The sequence below is a fragment of the Micromonospora salmantinae genome, from assembly GCF_022230905.1.
GTDB lineage: Bacteria > Actinomycetota > Actinomycetes > Mycobacteriales > Micromonosporaceae > Micromonospora > Micromonospora salmantinae.
This window is the reverse complement of the sequence record NZ_JAKKFG010000010.1, coordinates 168,541-184,884: the sequence shown is the minus strand read 5'-3', so window position 1 is coordinate 184,884 and position 16,344 is coordinate 168,541. Positions and strand designations below refer to the sequence as shown.

The window sequence follows — 16,344 nt, the reverse complement described above, 5'->3', positions numbered from 1 at the left end:
CCTCTCCTCGACGTCCCTCCAGTGCAGCACCGGTTCCTGGCAATACGCTGCGCGCCGGATGGGAGAGAGCTGACCTACCTCGGGAAAGCCGGGTGGAACCCGCGGCGGGTGGAACCCGCGGCGGGTGGAACCCGCGGCGGGTGGGCGGTGTCATGAGTGTGATCCGAACGGAGGCTCCCCTGGACGACGAGGCGCTCGTCACCCGCGCTCGGGCAGGTGACCTGGAGGCGTACAACCTCCTGGTCGCCCGGCACACCGCGTCCGCGTACCGGACCGCGGTGCTGCTCGGCGCGGGCTCGGACTCCGAGGACGTGATCCAGGAGGCGTTCGTGAAGGCGTACCGGAAGCTGTCCCGTTACCGGGGTGACGCGTCCTTCCGGTCGTGGCTGCTCGCGATCGTCGCGAACGAGACCCGCAACCTGCACCGCTCTCGTGGCCGGCGCGACGGGCTCGTCCTGCGGGCGGCGGCAGCGGACCCGACGTCCGAGGTCGCCGGGGACGACGCGGTCGGCGCGGTCCTCGCCGGGGAGCGCCGGGCGTCGCTGGTGCAGGCCCTGCGACAACTGCCGGTACGGGACCGTGAGGTGATCGTCTGCCGGTTCTTCCTCGATCTCACCGAGGAGGAGACGGTGGCGGCTCTGGGCTGGCCCCGGGGCACTGTGAAGTCGCGTACGTCCCGGGCGCTGGCGAAGCTACGCGGCCTGCTCGACCGTGCGGAGGTCCGGCATGGGTGACCTCGAACGGGAACTGCGCGACCTGTCCGCCTGGCTGGACACCCCCGAGCCGCCCGATGTGACCGCCCGCGTCCGCGTACGACTCGGCACGCCCGCGCCCCGGCGGCGCCGGTGGCGGTCGCTCGCCGCGGTGGCGCTCGTCGCCCTGCTGGTGGCGCTGTTGCCGCCGACGCGGGCCGCGATCGCTGACGTCGTCACGGGGCTGCTGCGCTTCGCCGGGGTCAGCATCGCCACCTCGACCGCCCCGACGCCGCCCGGCGGCGCCGCGTCGCCGTTGCCCGGGCAGCGGACCGTCGCCCTGGACGAGGCGCAACGGGCGGTGCGGTTTCCGATCCGCCTGCCGGCGATGCTGGGCACGCCCGAACAGGTGCTGGTCGCCGACCCGGACGCCACGGGCCGGTACCGGGTGGCGACGCTGCTCTACGACGGGGGCGCGCTGCGCGTCGACGCGTTCGACGGTCACCTCGACCTGGCCTTTCACAAGGAGGTCACTCCGCCGGGCGCGAACTGGGTCCAGGTCAACGGCGACTTCGCCGTCTGGGTCGACGGCCCACACGCGTTGTCCTACGTGAATCGGGCGGGCGAGATCCGCCGGGAGACCGCCCGACTTGCCGGCTCGACCCTGATCTGGCAGGACAACGACGTGAGCTACCGGCTTGAGGGCACCCTCACCAAGGCCGAGGCGATCGAGATCGCCCGCTCACTGGGCTAGGAACCTGGCTGGCCTGGGCGGTGTCGGAAAGGTGCGACGGGTCGTCGACGCGTACCGGAAGGGGCGAGATGGTTTCCTGGGGCAGGTTGATGCTGGCATCCTCGATGGTCCTGCTGGCGGGGTGCACCACCACAACCAGCGGGGCGGCGCCGACGGCGGGTGCGGCCACCACGGCGGGCACCGCGACCGCCTGCGCGGCACGGGTCGAGACGGGGTCCCTGCCGGACTGGGCGGACGCCGGATTCAGCGGGGACGCGCGGGTTCCGCACGTCTTCGGCGCGAAGGGTGACATCGTGGCGGTGCTGTTCGCCCATCCGCTGCGGCAGGTCCGGACGGATGGCTCGAACAACAAGATCCTCTGGGTGGCCCGCGCCGCCACGACCTCGCCCGCCCCGACCGCGCCCGCAACCTTGGTGATCACCGCGAGGCTGGACGGCACGGACACCCGGGTGATCCGGGAGGTCCCCGGCGGCCCCGGTCCGTCGATCATCGATCTGCCCGAGGCCGGCTGCTGGCGCCTCGACCTGCGCTGGTCCGGGCACGCCGACACGATGGACCTGGTCTACGCCCCCTGACAGCACCTCGGGCCGCCTAGGCTGCCGATCATGCCCATGGACGCGAGGGCGACGGCGGCCCGCAACAACGCCGAATGGTGCGACATCGTCTGCGGCAGCCAAGGGCTGGTTGGCCGTACCGACGCCGACGCCTGGTCGGTCCCCCACCGTTCGCCACAGTGGTACCCGGACGCGGTCACAGTGCGGCCGGGCGTCGACGCCGAGGCCGTTCTGGCCCGCATCGACGCGGGGCCCGGCGCGTCGGTGAAGGACAGCTTCGCCGACCTCGACCTGTCCGGGTACGGGTTCCGGGTGCTCTTCGACGCCCAGTGGATCCACCGGCCAGCGTCGGCACCGCCTGTGGACACGCCGCTGACCCCGGTCACCACACCCGACGAGTTGGTGGCCTGGGCGGCGGCCCACGGCGGCGGGGAGCTGTTCCGCCCCGCGCTCCTGGCCGACCCCCGCGTACGGGTGCTCGCTCGCCATGACGACCGGGGTGTGATCACTGGCGGAGCGGTGCTCAGCGGCGACGGCCCGTACGGCGTCTCCAACCTGTTCACCCGCACCGACAGCTCCCGGGGCATTTGGCGCGCGGTGTGTGCCACCGCGCCGAACGCGCCACTGGTCGGCTACGAAACCACCAGGGACCTGACGCCGGCGCTCGCCGCCGGCTTCACCACCACCGGCTCTCTCCGCGTCTGGCTGCACGCCTAGCGCTCCGGCCACTGGCCGCGCGCACGGACAGCTATGCTGGGCGGCATCGGCACCGATCCGGCCATCACCGGGGAGCCTCCGGAAGAACGGGCAGTTCGACAGCCCCAGTAGAACCGGACGTAACGGCACGTCACGTCGCGTAATTGAGCGGCGCCTGCACCGTCGAGGCGCAAGCGGGGTGGTACCGCGGAGTCCTGGCCATACGCCCGGCGCTTCGTCCCCGCGTGGGCAGTGAGCTGATGCCCCTGCGAGCGGACGTGAAGTGTAGGGAGAACGTCGGTGCCGGACGGTCCGTCGAAGTCACCATTCGTGCCACTGCCCACCAAGATCGACCTTGGTGGGATGGACCGTGCGGTCATCGAGTGGTGGCAGGCCAACAACGTGTTCGACCGGAGTCTGGAGCAGACGGCCGACGGTCCGCCGTGGGTGTTCTACGAGGGTCCGCCGACCGCCAACGGCACGCCGGGCACCCACCACATCGAGGCGAGGGTCTTCAAGGACCTCTTTCCCCGGTACCGGACGATGCGGGGCTTCTCGGTGCCGCGCCGTGCCGGGTGGGACTGCCACGGCCTGCCCGTTGAGCTCGCGGTGGAGAAGGAACTGGGGCTCGGCGGCAAGCCGGACATCGAGAGGATGGGCGTCGCGGAGTTCAACGCCCGGTGCCGCACCTCGGTGCTGCGGCACGTGGACGAGTTCGTCCAGCTCAGCGAGCGGATGGGTTACTGGATCGACCTGGAGCATCCGTACCAGACCATGTCCCCGGAGTACGTGGACAGCGTCTGGTGGTCGCTGAAGCAGATCCACGATGGCGGGCGTCTGGCGGAGGACTTCCGGGTCGCGCCGTACTGCACCCGCGACGGCACGACCCTGTCCGACCACGAGGTGGCGCAGGGGTACGAGACCGTCACCGACCCCTCCGTGTACGTGCGGTTTCCGTTGCGCGGGGAAGTAGCCGGACACAGCGGTGTCGACCTGCTGATCTGGACCACCACCCCGTGGACCCTGGTGTCCAACACCGCCGTCGCCGTACATCCCGCTGTGACGTACGCCCTCGCCCGCACCGGGCAGGGCACGTTCGTCGTCGCCGAACCGCTGACCCAGCGGGTCCTCGGCGACGAGGCGGAGATCCTGGCGACCGTACCGGGGTCGGCCCTGGAGGGTTTGCGGTACGAGCGGCCGTTCGACCTGGTGGACATCCCGGACGCGCACCGGGTGGTCCTCGCGGAGTACGTCACGACCGAGGACGGCACCGGCCTGGTGCACCAGGCGCCGGCCTTCGGCGCCGATGACCTCGCCGTCTGCCGCGCGTACGGGTTGCCGCTGGTGAACCCGGTCGCCCCGAACGGACGGTTCAACGACGGCATCGACCTGGTCGGTGGCGTGTTCTTCAAGGACGCGGACGCGCTGCTCATCGACCGCCTGAAGAAGTCTGGTCGGTTGTTCCGGCACGAACCGTTCGAGCACCCCTACCCGCATTGCTGGCGGTGCCACACCCCGCTGATGTACTACGCGCAGCCGTCCTGGTACATCCGGACGACCGAGGTCCGCGACGAGCTGACGCGGGAGAACGAGAACACCAACTGGTTCCCGGAGCACATCAAACACGGCCGCTACGGCGACTGGTTGAAGAACAACATCGACTGGGCGGTGTCCCGCTCCCGGTACTGGGGCACCCCGCTGCCGCTGTGGCGATGCCCGGACAACCACGTGACAGCTGTTGGTTCCCGGACGGAACTCGGGGAGTTGGCCGGCGCCGACCTGTCCGAGCTGGATCCGCACCGCCCGTACGTCGACGAGATCACCTTCGCCTGCCCGGACTGCGGCCAGGTCGCCAGTCGGGTCCCCGAGGTGATCGACGCCTGGTACGACTCCGGGGCGATGCCGTTCGCCTCGTTGGGCTACCCCCACGTGCCGGGCAGCAAGGAGATCTTCGAGCGCACCTACCCGGCCCAGTACATCTGCGAGGCGATTGATCAGACGCGGGGGTGGTTCTACACGCTGATGGCGGTGGGCACGCTGGTCTTCGACCGGTCCCCGTACGAGAACGTCGTCTGCCTCGGGCACATCCTGGCCGAGGACGGCCGCAAGATGAGCAAACACCTGGGCAACATCCTGCTGCCGATCCCGTTGATGGACACACACGGCGCCGACGCGGTGCGCTGGTTCATGGCCTGCTCCGGCTCACCGTGGTCGCCGCGCCGGATCGGGCCCGGCCCACTCGACGAGATCGTCCGCAAGGTGTTGATGACCTACTGGAACACTGCGGCGTTCTTCTCCCTCTACGCGGCGAACTCGACGTGGGCGCCGCACCTGGCGCAGCCGGTCGCCCAGCGACCGGTGTTGGACCGGTGGATCGTCGGCGAGGTCCACGCCCTCGCGGCCGCCGTCGACGAACGGATGCAGAACTACGACACGGCGCGCGCCGGCCGACTGCTCGCCGACTTCATCGACGACCTGTCGAACTGGTACGTACGGCGGTCGCGGCAGCGTTTCTGGGAGGGCGACCCCGACGCCCTCACCACCCTGTACGAGTGCCTCGACATCCTCACGCGGTTACTGGCGCCGTTCATTCCCTTCGTCACGGAGGAGGTGTGGCAGCAGGTCGTCCGGCGCGGTGCCGAGTCGGCTGCGGAGTCGGTGCACCTGGCGACCTGGCCCACACCCGACACCGCGTTGATCAGCACGGAGTTGTCGGCCCAGGTGGCCACGGCGCGGGCGTTGGCCGAGGCGGGCCGGTCCGCGCGTAAGGCGAGCAGTCTGCGGATCCGTCAGCCGTTGAGTCGGGCGCTCGTGGGGCTGCCGGCCGGCACCGTTCTCCCGCAGGCGTTGCTCGACGACATCGGCGACGAGTTGAACGTGAAGGTCCTCCAGCCGCTCGATGCCCAGAGCGGGGTCATCGACGTGCAGGTCAAAGCGAACTTCCGGACCCTGGGCCGCCGGTTCGGCAACCGCACCCAGCACGTCGCGAAGGCGATCGCCGCCGTGGCTCCCCGGGACCTGGTCGACGGTGTCCGGGCGAACGGGACGTACCCACTGTCGGTCGACGGTGCGCAGGTCGAGGTGGGCCTGGACGACATCCTGATCACGGAGGTTCCGCGCACCGGTTGGGTGGTGGAGTCCCAGCGCGGCGCGACGATCGCGTTGGACACCGAGATCACCCCCGAGCTGGCAGCCGAGGGCGTCGCACGCGACGCCGTCCGCATCATCCAGCAGGCCCGCCGCGACGCCGACTTCGAGGTCTCCGACCGGATCACGGTGTCGATCGCCGCCCCCGCGGACGTCGCGGCGGCGATCTCCACGCATCAGAAGCTCATCGCGCACGAGACCCTCGCGCTCCAACTGACGGTCACGGACGCGTTGTCGGAGGGGTTCTCCGGCGCGGTTGGCGACGGTCAGGAAATTCTGGTGCACGTCGTGCGGGCCTGAGATGGCGGACCGTGACCAGTGCGGGTGCGCGGCACAGTCGGCCGCGCACCCGATACCGCCCGGCGGCGAGGTGGGTTAGTTCTTCACTACCGACGGAGCAGTTTCAGCGGAGGGCGGCGGGCGCAGCACCGGCACCAGCAACAGGGTCGGCAGCAGGAGCAACGGCACCGCCAGCAGCGCGCGTAGGGTGCCGACCTCGTCGCCGACCAGCCCCAGCAGCGGCGGGCCACCGAGGAACGCGGTGTAGCCGATCACCGCGACCACGCTCACCCGCACCGCCGCGTGCGCCTCGTCGTCGGCCGCCGCGCTCATCCCGACCGGGAAGCCCAGCGACGCGCCCAGGCCCCACAGCGCGACGCCGATGACGGCCACCGGCCCGGAGCCCGCCAGCACGGCCAGGCCGGCGCCGACCACGGCGAGTCCGATGGTGCCGCTGAGCACCGGCACCCGACCCCACCGGTCCAGCGCGATGGTGCCGACGGTGCGTCCAACGGTCATGCCCACCACGAAGACCGCGAAGACCGCCGCGCCGGCGGCCTCGCTCAGGTCCCGCCCATCGATGAACGCGACGGCCAACCAGTCGTTGGCGGCACCCTCGGTGAACGCCGCCACCAGCACGAACAGCCCGATCAGCAGGGTGCGCGGCTCCCGCCAGGCGGCGAGTTGCGCCCGGCGACGGGCGGCCGGGGTGGCGTCCGCCGGGTCGCCGGTGTGATCGCTGCCCACTGGCAGGAACGTCCGGGCGGCGAGCGCGGTGCCGGTCAACACGACAACCGCCACCGCGACGAGGTGCGCGCCGACCGACACGTCGAACCGCGCCGCTCCGGCGCCGAGCGCCGCTCCGGCCACCGAACCGAGGCTCCACCCGGCGTGGAACCGGGGCATGATCGTACGGCCCAGCCGCCGTTCCACCGCCGCGCCCTCGACGTTCATCGCCACGTCGCAGGCGCCGGAGCCGTAGCCGAGGGCGACCAGTCCGAGCGAGACGATGGCGAACGACCCGGTCATCGTGGCGCCCAGCCCCGCCACGGTCAGGCCGACGGCGACCAGCACGGTGGCCATCGTGACGGTGCGGGCCGCACCGAACCGCTGGGCGAGCAGGCCGGAGGTGGGCATGGCGAGCAGCGCGCCGACGCTCATCGCCAGCAGCAGCAACCCGAGTCGGCCGGCGGAGAGGTCCAACGCCTCCCGGACCGCCGGGACGCGGGAGAACCAGCTGCCGACGGCCAGCCCGTTGAGGGTGAAGGTGACAGCGACGCCGTTGCGGGCGAGTCGCACCGTCCGCAGGGTCGGCGATGCGGTGTCCGGGGCTACGGGTGGACTGGTGGGGGCGCTCACGAGGGTGGGTCCTCTTTCTCGGGGTGATCTCCTGGGACGATCGCACACCTGAGAGCGCTACCACCACAACCGGGAACCGCCCCTTACCGCTGCTGGTCCGGCCGGGGCATGATGTGAGCTGGCGTTGGTCCGACCGGACGGGCCGCCGCAGGAGGCGACGATGACGACAGCGGCACACCGAGCGGCCACTCTCGAGGACGTGGCCCGGGTCGCCGGGGTGTCCCGGTCCACGGCGTCGCGGGTGATCGCCGGCACGGGGTTCGCCTCGCCGGCCGCCCGGAAACAGGTCACGGCAGCCGTCGACCAGCTCGGCTACGTGCCCAACCCGGCCGCCCGGGCGCTGGTCCGCGGCGGCGGCGTACGCCTGGTGGTGGCCGTTCTGGGCACCAGCGCCGCGGTGCTGGACGACCCGTACGTGCACCAGGTGGTCGGCGCGGCCGCCCGGGTGTGCACGCCCGCCGGTGTCGGGGTGGCGCTGTACTGGCTGCCGTTCGGCGACCCCCGCAGCCTCGACCAACTCGACGGGGATCGCAGCGTGTGCGGGGTGATCCTGGTCAACACCACCGAGGAACTGCTGGCGGCGGTGCCCCGGTCGCTGCGCGGTCGGGTGGTCTCGATCGGCGTCGGCTCGGCGACAGTGCCGTCGTTCGACGTCGACAACGCCGCCGGCTCCGAGGAGGTGCTGCGCCATCTGTACGCCTCGGGTCGCCGCCGGATCGCCATGGTGACCGGCCCCCGGTGGCTGCCCTGCGCGCAACGCCCGGTGCAGACGTACCGCCGACTGATGGCCGAGGCCGGCCTACCGGAGCGGATACTGCCCGGAGACTTCCGGGCGGCGCGCGGCCGGACGGCGGCCGGCGAGGCGCTGCGCCGCTGGCCGGACATCGACGCGATCTACGCGATCAGCGACGACACCGCGCTCGGGGTGATCGCGGGCCTTCGGGACGCCGGTGCGCGGGTGCCCGGCGACGTCGCGGTGGCCGGCTTCGACGACATTCCGTTGGCCGGGATGACCGCCCCGGCGCTGACCACGGCGAGTCATCCGGTGGGGCGGATCGCCGTCGCCGCGGCCACCGCCCTGCTGGACGGGCGCCCGGCGGCTCCGGTGACCCTCTTCCCGTCCGCCCTGGTGGCGCGGGCCAGCGCCTGAGTCGACGCTCGGTCGAGCACGCTGACGGTTAAGCGCGTACGGGCCGGGTAACCGCGTCGGACCTTTCGTCCAGCGTGAGGAGCGCCGACCCGTGTCCGACTCCGCGCCGTCGCGCTGGGACCCGGCGCCGAGCCCTCGGGACGGCCGGTTGAGCGCCCGCCGCCACCCGCCGGTGGCGCCGGGCCGCACCGGGCTGGTGCCGATGACCGGCCCCGACGGTGACCGGCTGGCCCTGGGGTACGCCCCGGAGCCGGCGACCGACGGTTCGGCGTACCGGTTGGTGCTGCTCCTGCACGGTGCGGGCGGTTCGGCGCGGCAGGGACTGGACCTGCTGTTGCCGGTCGCGGACGCGCAGCACCTGCTGCTGGTCGCCCCGGACTCGTCGGCGGCCAGTTGGGACCTGATCGCCGGCGGCTTCGGGGCGGACGTGGGGCGCATCGACGGGCTGTTGGCGACCGTCTTCGACACCTACCCGGTGGCCGACGTGACTGTCGGCGGCTTCTCCGACGGCGCCTCGTACGCGCTGTCGCTGGGTCTGGCGAACGGGGATCTGGTCGACGCGGTGCTGGCCTTCTCTCCCGGTTTCGCCGCGCCACCGGTCACCCACGGCCGGCCACGGATCTTCATCTCGCACGGTGTCGACGACCGGGTGCTGCCCATCGACGTGTGCAGCCGCCGTCTCGTCCCCCACCTGCACGACCTCGGCTACGACGTGACCTACCAGGAGTTCCCCGGCGGCCACGACATCCCCGCCCCGATCCGCCATTCCGCCATCGCCTGGCTCACCGCCCATCCTTGAAGGCCAGGGAACCGCCGCTGATCGGTGCGGACGTCAGACCGGCGGGAGGCCGAGGGCGTCGTCGACGCGGGCGAGGACGGCGGCGTCGTCCTCCGGGTTGACGCCGCGCAGCAGGTCGATGGCCGTGGCCCGGACCTGACCGATGATCATCGCTAGGGGCAGGGTCTGTGTGGGACCGAAGAGCTGCCCGGCGGCGTGCACCGCGGCCAACGCCGACTCGTCGGCCCGGGTGGCGTGCCGGTCGGCGGTCTCCTCCTGCCCGTTGAGGTCGGCGGCGAGGGCGGCACCGGCCTGACGGACCGCCTCGGCCAGTGACCGCAGGGCCGCGCCCAGCTCGGGCGACGCCGGGGTGTGCAGCCGGCTCAGGGTCACGCCCGCTCGGGCCAGCACCCGGACGTTGCGGACCGCGTAGTCGATCTGCCGGATCGACTCGTCCACCGAGCGCAGCCGGCCGATGTGCCGACGTCGCCGGACGTTGAGCCGCAACGCCTCGCCGGCGGCCAGCACACCGTCGCGCAGCCCGTCCACCCGGGCGTCCATCCCCCGCGCCTGACGCAGCGCGGCGACCGCCGCCGGCTCGTCGCGGTCGTCCAGCGCGTCGGCGATCCCGCCGAGCAGCCCGGCCAACTCGTCGAAGGTCCGCCGCACCTCGGCGACCAGCGGGGCCAGCGGATGCCGGGCGTCGACCAGCAGGCTGACCGCGAGGGCGACCGCGCCGCCGACCAGCGCGTCGACGAAGCGGAACGGCACCAACGAGCCGTCCGGTGGTGCGACCACCACCAGGTAGAGCGCGGAGACCGCCGCCTGCACCAGTGTCACGCCGGTGGCACCGAAGGCCACCGCGAGGAGGACGGTGAGCAGGATGACGGTGAACACCGTCCAGGTGCTGCCCGGGCCGAGCGCCTGCACCACCAGGTCCGCGACGAGCACCCCGGCGGCGACCCCGAGGATGACCTCGACGGCCCGGCGGATGCGCTGCCCCCGGGCCTGCCCGAGGACGATCAGCGCGGCGGCCGGCGCGAAGAAGGGCTGCGGGTGCCCGAGCAACCGGGTGGCCAGCAGCCAGGCCACGGTCGCCGCGACGGTCGCCTCCAGCACCGGCCGCCAGCCGTGCCGCAACCGCCCGCCGGCCGTCCGCAGGCCGCTGAACCGCACCATCGCCCAACCTCTCCCACCCACGCCGGCCGGCCCGCCGCACCGGACGCGCCGGCCCGCCGCCAAGCCGCCAGCTCACCACACCGCCACGAGCGCACGCCGGCACACCGCCAGAAGCGCGACACCACGCCGCCAACGCACCGCAGCATGCCCGTCCGCTCCCCCTTTGGAGCTGATGCCGTAGACGAATCAGGCGCGATGTCGTAAACGATTCAGCTCCAAAGGGCCGGCCCACGGCACCATGCCGGCGGCGCACGGCATCCGGGGCGATCGTCTCCCATCACGCGTCGGACCTGATCACCGGGCTGCTCCACGCCCCAACTCGACGTGCCCGCGCGCAGTCAGGCTCAGGTCGGCGCGGCTGGCCGCGGTGCCGGGCTGCGGGGCGCTGAGCGCGCCCGCGCCGGCCAGTCGGTCGAAGAGCAGCCCGTCCACGAACGCCACGAACTGGTCGCCCTGCCGATCGGGGTCGGCGGCCCCGGCCCGGGTCAGCAGGTCCCGGGCCTGCACCCGCAGGCCGGTGCCGTGTTGCAGAATGCCGCGCAGCTCGGGCCGGTGCACCGCCTCCAGCAGGCAGGCGTAGCGGGCGAGGCTCCGGCTGCGTCCGGTGCTCAACCAGCGGTCGAGCACCTCGGCGACACCGGCGGCGAGCGCGTCAAGGTCGCCGCCGTCGAGCCGGGGGGGCAGTCCGACGACCGCCTCGATCAGCGCCTGTCGGGTCCTCAGGTACGCGGAGGTGGTGCCCGGCGGCATTCCGGCGCGGCCGTCGACCGCCCGGTGGGTCAGGGCTCGCATGCCACCGCCGGCGATCAGTTCGATGGCCGCGTCGGTCAGCGACGCGATCCGGTTCGCCCTCGCCGTCATTGGCGCCCCCGACGAGCTGACGGCAGTGCGGGAGCGCTTCGGCGACTGGCACGACCCGATTCCGGAGCTTCTCGCGGCAACCCCACCCGACGTCGTGTTGCGCAACGACATCCACTACCTGGCCGAGCCGCTGCCCTCGTACTGCGGGGCCGGGTGGCGCTGCTCGGTGACGCCGCCCACCCGATGACACCCAACCTCGGGCCGGGTGCCGGGCAGGCCATCGAGGACGCGGTGGTGCTCGGCGCGGTCTGCGCCCGCGGCGCCGAGAAAGTGCCCGCCGCCCTGGCCGCGTACGACGAGCAGCGTCGACCACGCAGTCAGTCCGTTGCCCGGGCCTCCTACGTCGCCGGGCGGTTCGGACAGCAGCTGCACAACCCGATTGCCTTCGCGATGCGGAACATCGCGTTGCGGCTCACCCCGGGCCGGGTCGCCCTGCGCAGCATGGCCCGTTACGCGGACTGGCGACCGCCGGCGGGCTGAGCCGGCCCAGCGATCCGGCCGGTGACCAGGGCGGCGTACTCCGCCGAGGCGAGGAACTCGGTCAACACCTCCACGGTGCCCGGCGTCCACAAACGACCGTCGAGCACCTCCGCGCCGGGGACGAAGAGCATCGCCGCGCCCTCGCCGAGCACCACGTCCTCCTGCCGGGCCGTGGTGCTGCCGAGGAAGTAGTGCTTCACCCGGGCCAACTCGGGCAGCGTTTGCACGGCGACCGGGCGCAGTGGCCCGTCGGCCCGCAGGCCGGTCTCCTCCAACAACTCCCGCTCGGCGGTCTGCTCCGGCGTCTCCCCCGGCTCGCCGTGGCCGCCGGGCAGCCCCCACACGTTCGGGTGGTGCGTCGCGTCGCCGTCGCGCAGTTGCAACAGCAGCCGCCCGTCGGGATCCACCAGCAGGACGCACGCGACAATTCTCATCCGACCAGACTAGGGCCGACGAGGAACCGTCGTGGCCCCAAAGCTCCAGAATAGTCATTCGGGTCGCCGTCGGGGCTAATCAAAGGCGACAGTGCGCCGGTACAATCGGCGACTTCGTTGTGACCGATCGCTGACTGCTGATGGTGAAAGCGATCACACACACTGAGCCCATGAACAGGAGAGTCAACCGCGGTAGGGCACTCCGCGTCGCGGTGTGCCTCCTTCTTCTCGCCGCGCTGAGCGGCTGCATGCAACTCAACATGGGGTTGACCGTCAACGCCGACGACACGGTCGACGGGCAACTCCTGCTGACGGCTCAGAAGTCCGTGCTGAGCGGCCGTAACAAGAACCTCCCGGTCGCCTTCGCCGAGTTGCGGCAGAACATCCCCGCCCTACCGGCGGGTGAGGAAACCCTTTACCAGGACGACACTTTCTACGGCTCCCAGATCAGTTACCGCAAGGCACCGCTGGCCGGTTTCGACACCGAGAGCGTGAAACTGGTCAGAGACGGCGACCTCTACCGCTTCACGCTGCCGCTCGATCCCAAGAAATATGGCGGAAAGGTTGCGGAGCAGAATCCGCAGAACCAACAGGCGTTCCTCAAGCTCATGTCGTTCGAGATCTCGGTGACATTCCCCGGCCGGGTGACCGACAGCAATGGCACCGTCAACGGCCGTTCGGTCAGTTGGAAGGTCGATCCCAACCAGGAGAAGCCAGCCGAGCTGCGGGCCGTGGCCGAGGCGCCACCCCGACCGTCCACCTCGCCGGTTGCCGCCGGCGAGGAGGACGACGGCGGATTCCCCTGGCTGCTCGTCGTCGGCGGTGTCCTCCTCCTGCTGCTGGTCGCCGCGGTGGGCGTACTCCTGGTTCGCCGCCGTCACCCCGCGGCGCCGGCTGCGCCCGGTCCGACCCCGCCGCCGGGCCCGCCCGCCGGCGCCCCGGGGCCCGGCTGATCCATCTGGTGGCCGGCTCAGCCGGCCACGCCCGGCCCCGGTGCTCCCCGCAGGGGCACCGGACCTCACCACCACCACATCCCGGTCGCACCATCGCAGAAGGGGGATCGTCATGAACGATCTCTTCACCTGGGCAGCCCTGGGGACCATCGCCGGCGCGAGCGCCGCCACCCTGCTGGCCACCAACGTCATCGGCGGGCTGATCGGCCCGAGCGGCGACAAGCTCCGCAAGTGGATCGCCATCGCCATCGCGCTGCTGCTGTCCTACCTGACAGCGGCGTTCGCCGACGACGCCGGCGCCGAGAAGTGGATCATCGCGTTCTTCAACGCGCTGGTCATCTTCTCCGCCGCGCTCGGCGTCAACCAGTTCCCGCCCGGCAACCGACAGGCGACGCCGACCCAGGTCGCGAGCGGTCGTGAGCCCCGAGTCTTCCGTTCCTGGGTCTGAGGGGTGTCGTCATGGTCTTCGGAATTCTCAGCGCAGCCATCCAGGTCGGCTTCGCCGCCCTGCTCGGCTTCCTCGCCGGTGGCTCGATCGGGCTGCTGATCGGCGCCGTCGTGGGCCTGGTGGTCGGCGCGGTCTTCGGCTGGTCGGTGGCCTCGGCCGGGGTGTACGGCTCGGACGCCCGCGGCATCTTCCTCTTCGTCGTCGACCACACCTGGAGTCTGCTCAACACTGTCGTCGGCGCCATCTACCTGACCGTGCACCTGATCTTCGGGCACTCACTGGACCGGCCCACGTCACTGAACAGCGGTCGGGTCAGCGTGGTGGAGGGGGTCTCGCCCCGCTACGCCACCACCATCGGCACCGTCTGCGCCGGCTCCAGCTCCGGCATCCAACGGCACGAGGACGTGCACATCTTCCAGGGTCGCCTGCTCGGGCCGCTCTACATTCCCCTCGTCCTGGCCAACTACGTCCTGTTCACCATCGCGCCGGTGTGGCTGCTCTACCACGACCACACCAACGCGCCGATCAACCGCTTCACCCGGTACTTCGAGATCGGCGTCTACCCGCACGTGTGGAACGAGGCCATCGCGTACCGGATCCAGGGGACGCCGCCGCGATGACCACCCACGGGCGCGGACCGATCGAGACCGCCACCGCCGAGTTGGTCGCCTGGGTGACCAGCGCGGCGGGGGAACCGGTCCCGATCGGCCCGCCCCGCGCGTGCGACGACGCCGACGGGCTCACCCTCTGGCCGATGGAGCTGCGCCCGGCCCGGCAGACCCGCTCCAGCGGCGCGGTCCGCGAACCGTACCGGTTCACTGTCCGCCACCTGCTCTGCGTCACCGGTCCGGCCGGGTTGCCCCGGCTGGACCGGGTGCTCACCGCCGCGACCAGCGACGGCAGTTACCCGGTCGTGCTGGAGGCCGGTGATCCACCACTGTGGACGGCGTTCGGTACGGCGCCCCGACCGGCGCTGCTGATCGACGTGGCGGCGCAGGTGGACCACCCGACTCCGGCCGCGCCGCCGGTGCTGCAACCGCTGCGGTTGCGGCAACTCGACGTGCGCAGCCTCGGGGGTCGGGTGGTCGGCCCCCAGGAGCAGCCACTGGCCGCGATGCGGGTCGAACTGCCCGCCACCGGGTCCGCCACCCGCACCGACACCGAGGGCCGGTTCCTGATCGTCGGCGTCCCGCACGACCCCGAGCACCCGAGCCCGATCCGGCTGCGGCTGACCGGACGCGGGCTCGTCCTCACCGCCGACGTCGACCCGGCCGAGGACGACATCGTCATCGTCTGCGCGCCACCGACCCACTGACACCCACAGGCACAGGAGGACCGATGCCCAGTTACTTCTCCCCCGGCATCTATGTCGAGGAGGTCCCCAGCGGCGCCCGACCGATCGGGCCGGCGAGCACCAGCATCGCCGCGTTCGTCGGCGTCGCCCCGGACCGCTCCGCGCACCTGGGCAAGGCGGTGCCGGTCAACAACTGGACGGAGTTCCTGCGGCTCTTCGCCGGTGGGGAGCGGGTGGAGAGCACCCCGCTGGCCCGGGCGGTCTTCGGCTTCCTGGACAACGGGGGCGCCCGCTGCTGGGTGGTCAACGTCGGCGAGGGCGGCGCGATCACCGGCACCGGGCAGCGGCGTGGCGGTCTGCAGCTGCTGGAGGCCGTCGACGAGATCTCCATCATCGCCGCGCCCGGCTTCCACGACGTGGTGTCCCACGAGGCGCTGCTCAGCATGGCCGAGCGCACCCGCACCATGGTGGCGATCTGCGACCCGGCACCGGACATCGACGACATCTCCGCGTTGACCCGGGTGGCCACGCCGTCCTCCGGCAAGCCCCCCAAGCCCGCCGAGGGTACGGCCGGCGGCGGCGCGGCCCAGCCGGGTGGCTCCGGCGGCCACGAGGGGGCCGCCTACCGGCCGCGACAGTCCGAGTTCGGCGCGTTCTACTACCCCTGGCTACGGGTGCGCGACCCGATCAGCGGCGAGTTGGAACTCACCCCGCCGAGCGGACACCTGGCCGGCATCTGGGCCCGCACCGACGCCCTGCGCGGGGTGCACAAGGCACCGGCCAACGAACCGGTGCGCGGCGCCGTCGACCTGGGCTACCTGGTCACCCGACCGGAACATGACGTGCTCAACCCCAAGGGTGTCAACGTGATCCGTTACTTCGCCGGCGAGGGCATCCGCGTCTGGGGCGCCCGTACGCTCGCCGCCGAGGCCAGCGAGTGGCGCTACCTCAACGTCCGACGTCTCAGCATCGCCATCGAGCAGGCCATCGCCAACGGCACCCGATGGATGGTGTTCGAGCCCAACGACTTCACCCTGTGGCGTTCGATCCGGCGCGACATCGGGGCGTTCCTCACCCGGGTCTGGCGCGACGGCGCGCTGCTGGGGCGCAGCCCCGAGGAGGCGTTCTTCGTCAAGTGCGACGAGGAGACCAACCCGCCGGACGTCCGTGACGCGGGCATGGTGATCGCCCACATCGGCATCGCGGTCGTCAAGCCCGCCGAATTCGTGGTGTTCAAGCTGAGCCAGTGGGCCGGCGGCACCGAGACCGAGACGATCGGAGGCTGA

General features: G+C 71.9%; 18 protein-coding genes. 14 read left to right on the top strand and 4 right to left on the bottom strand.

Features of this window, described 5'->3' with window-relative positions; genetic code table 11:
- Nucleotides 1–152: 152 nt before the first annotated feature.
- From PSH03_RS08820 to ileS, 5 genes are all read left to right on the top strand, one after another.
- Entirely contained in the window at nucleotides 153–734 is a 582-nt protein-coding gene (locus PSH03_RS08820; protein ID WP_238688814.1) for an RNA polymerase sigma factor, read from the top strand.
- Nucleotides 727–1,446, top strand: a complete 720-nt coding sequence (locus tag PSH03_RS08815; RefSeq protein WP_238688813.1) for a DUF4367 domain-containing protein — start codon at nucleotides 727–729, stop codon at nucleotides 1,444–1,446. Before PSH03_RS08820 ends, PSH03_RS08815 begins: the two co-directional genes overlap by 8 nt.
- A gap of 89 nt (nucleotides 1,447–1,535) precedes the next feature.
- On the top strand, nucleotides 1,536–2,021 hold the full coding sequence (locus PSH03_RS08810) for a hypothetical protein (protein WP_238688812.1): 486 nt from the start codon (nucleotides 1,536–1,538) through the stop codon (nucleotides 2,019–2,021).
- A 30-nt stretch (nucleotides 2,022–2,051) separates the two neighbouring features.
- On the top strand, nucleotides 2,052–2,717 hold the full coding sequence (locus PSH03_RS08805) for a hypothetical protein (RefSeq protein WP_238688811.1): 666 nt from the start codon (nucleotides 2,052–2,054) through the stop codon (nucleotides 2,715–2,717).
- 279 nt (nucleotides 2,718–2,996) lie between these two features.
- Nucleotides 2,997–6,143, top strand: coding sequence for an isoleucine--tRNA ligase (ileS, locus tag PSH03_RS08800; RefSeq protein WP_308194361.1), 3,147 nt, complete (start codon nucleotides 2,997–2,999; stop codon nucleotides 6,141–6,143).
- A 75-nt stretch (nucleotides 6,144–6,218) separates the two neighbouring features.
- On the opposite strand, the gene PSH03_RS08795 is transcribed toward ileS, so the two are convergent.
- Entirely contained in the window at nucleotides 6,219–7,481 is a 1,263-nt protein-coding gene (locus tag PSH03_RS08795) for an MFS transporter (RefSeq protein WP_238688810.1), read from the bottom strand.
- 160 nt (nucleotides 7,482–7,641) lie between these two features.
- Here PSH03_RS08795 and PSH03_RS08790 point away from each other — a divergent pair, with 160 nt between their 5' ends.
- Both PSH03_RS08790 and PSH03_RS08785 read left to right on the top strand, forming a co-directional pair.
- On the top strand, nucleotides 7,642–8,631 hold the full coding sequence (locus PSH03_RS08790) for a LacI family DNA-binding transcriptional regulator (RefSeq protein ID WP_210786340.1): 990 nt from the start codon (nucleotides 7,642–7,644) through the stop codon (nucleotides 8,629–8,631).
- Nucleotides 8,632–8,722: 91 nt separating this feature from the next.
- Entirely contained in the window at nucleotides 8,723–9,430 is a 708-nt protein-coding gene (locus tag PSH03_RS08785; RefSeq protein ID WP_210786339.1) for an alpha/beta hydrolase, read from the top strand.
- A 33-nt stretch (nucleotides 9,431–9,463) separates the two neighbouring features.
- Here the strand turns inward: PSH03_RS08785 and PSH03_RS08780 are convergent, their stop codons facing one another.
- Together PSH03_RS08780 and PSH03_RS08775 are read right to left on the bottom strand one after the other, a co-directional pair.
- The gene (locus tag PSH03_RS08780) at nucleotides 9,464–10,588 is read right to left on the bottom strand and encodes an FUSC family protein (protein ID WP_210786338.1); all 1,125 of its coding nucleotides are present in this window, start codon (nucleotides 10,586–10,588) and stop codon (nucleotides 9,464–9,466) included.
- A 294-nt stretch (nucleotides 10,589–10,882) separates the two neighbouring features.
- On the bottom strand, nucleotides 10,883–11,380 hold the full coding sequence (locus PSH03_RS08775) for a TetR/AcrR family transcriptional regulator (protein ID WP_238688809.1): 498 nt from the start codon (nucleotides 11,378–11,380) through the stop codon (nucleotides 10,883–10,885).
- Nucleotides 11,381–11,402: 22 nt separating this feature from the next.
- Here PSH03_RS08775 and PSH03_RS08770 point away from each other — a divergent pair, with 22 nt between their 5' ends.
- Together PSH03_RS08770 and PSH03_RS08765 are read left to right on the top strand one after the other, a co-directional pair.
- The gene (locus PSH03_RS08770; RefSeq protein WP_238688808.1) at nucleotides 11,403–11,636 is read left to right on the top strand and encodes a hypothetical protein; all 234 of its coding nucleotides are present in this window, start codon (nucleotides 11,403–11,405) and stop codon (nucleotides 11,634–11,636) included.
- Nucleotides 11,603–11,929 carry an FAD-dependent monooxygenase gene (locus tag PSH03_RS08765; RefSeq protein ID WP_238688807.1) on the top strand — a complete coding sequence of 109 codons (327 nt, stop codon included), beginning with the start codon at nucleotides 11,603–11,605 and terminating at the stop codon, nucleotides 11,927–11,929. Before PSH03_RS08770 ends, PSH03_RS08765 begins: the two co-directional genes overlap by 34 nt.
- On the opposite strand, the gene PSH03_RS08760 is transcribed toward PSH03_RS08765, so the two are convergent.
- Nucleotides 11,899–12,363, bottom strand: coding sequence for an NUDIX hydrolase (locus PSH03_RS08760; protein ID WP_238688806.1), 465 nt, complete (start codon nucleotides 12,361–12,363; stop codon nucleotides 11,899–11,901). The two genes, PSH03_RS08765 and PSH03_RS08760, sit on opposite strands and share 31 nt — an antisense overlap.
- Before the next feature lie 170 nt (nucleotides 12,364–12,533).
- On the opposite strand from PSH03_RS08760, the gene PSH03_RS08755 reads away from it, so the two are divergent.
- The 5 genes from PSH03_RS08755 (at nucleotide 12,534) to PSH03_RS08735 (ending at nucleotide 16,344) form a co-directional block, all read left to right on the top strand.
- A complete protein-coding gene (locus PSH03_RS08755; RefSeq protein ID WP_238688805.1) occupies nucleotides 12,534–13,316 on the top strand; it encodes an LppM family (lipo)protein in 783 nt (260 codons plus the stop codon).
- Nucleotides 13,317–13,428: 112 nt separating this feature from the next.
- Complete coding sequence (locus PSH03_RS08750; protein ID WP_210787143.1) at nucleotides 13,429–13,764, top strand: hypothetical protein; 336 nt, start codon at nucleotides 13,429–13,431, stop codon at nucleotides 13,762–13,764.
- A gap of 11 nt (nucleotides 13,765–13,775) precedes the next feature.
- Nucleotides 13,776–14,384, top strand: coding sequence for a glycine zipper family protein (locus PSH03_RS08745; RefSeq protein ID WP_210787145.1), 609 nt, complete (start codon nucleotides 13,776–13,778; stop codon nucleotides 14,382–14,384).
- Complete coding sequence (locus tag PSH03_RS08740) at nucleotides 14,381–15,079, top strand: carboxypeptidase regulatory-like domain-containing protein (protein WP_210787152.1); 699 nt, start codon at nucleotides 14,381–14,383, stop codon at nucleotides 15,077–15,079. Before PSH03_RS08745 ends, PSH03_RS08740 begins: the two co-directional genes overlap by 4 nt.
- A gap of 23 nt (nucleotides 15,080–15,102) precedes the next feature.
- Entirely contained in the window at nucleotides 15,103–16,344 is a 1,242-nt protein-coding gene (locus tag PSH03_RS08735) for a phage tail sheath family protein (protein WP_210787154.1), read from the top strand.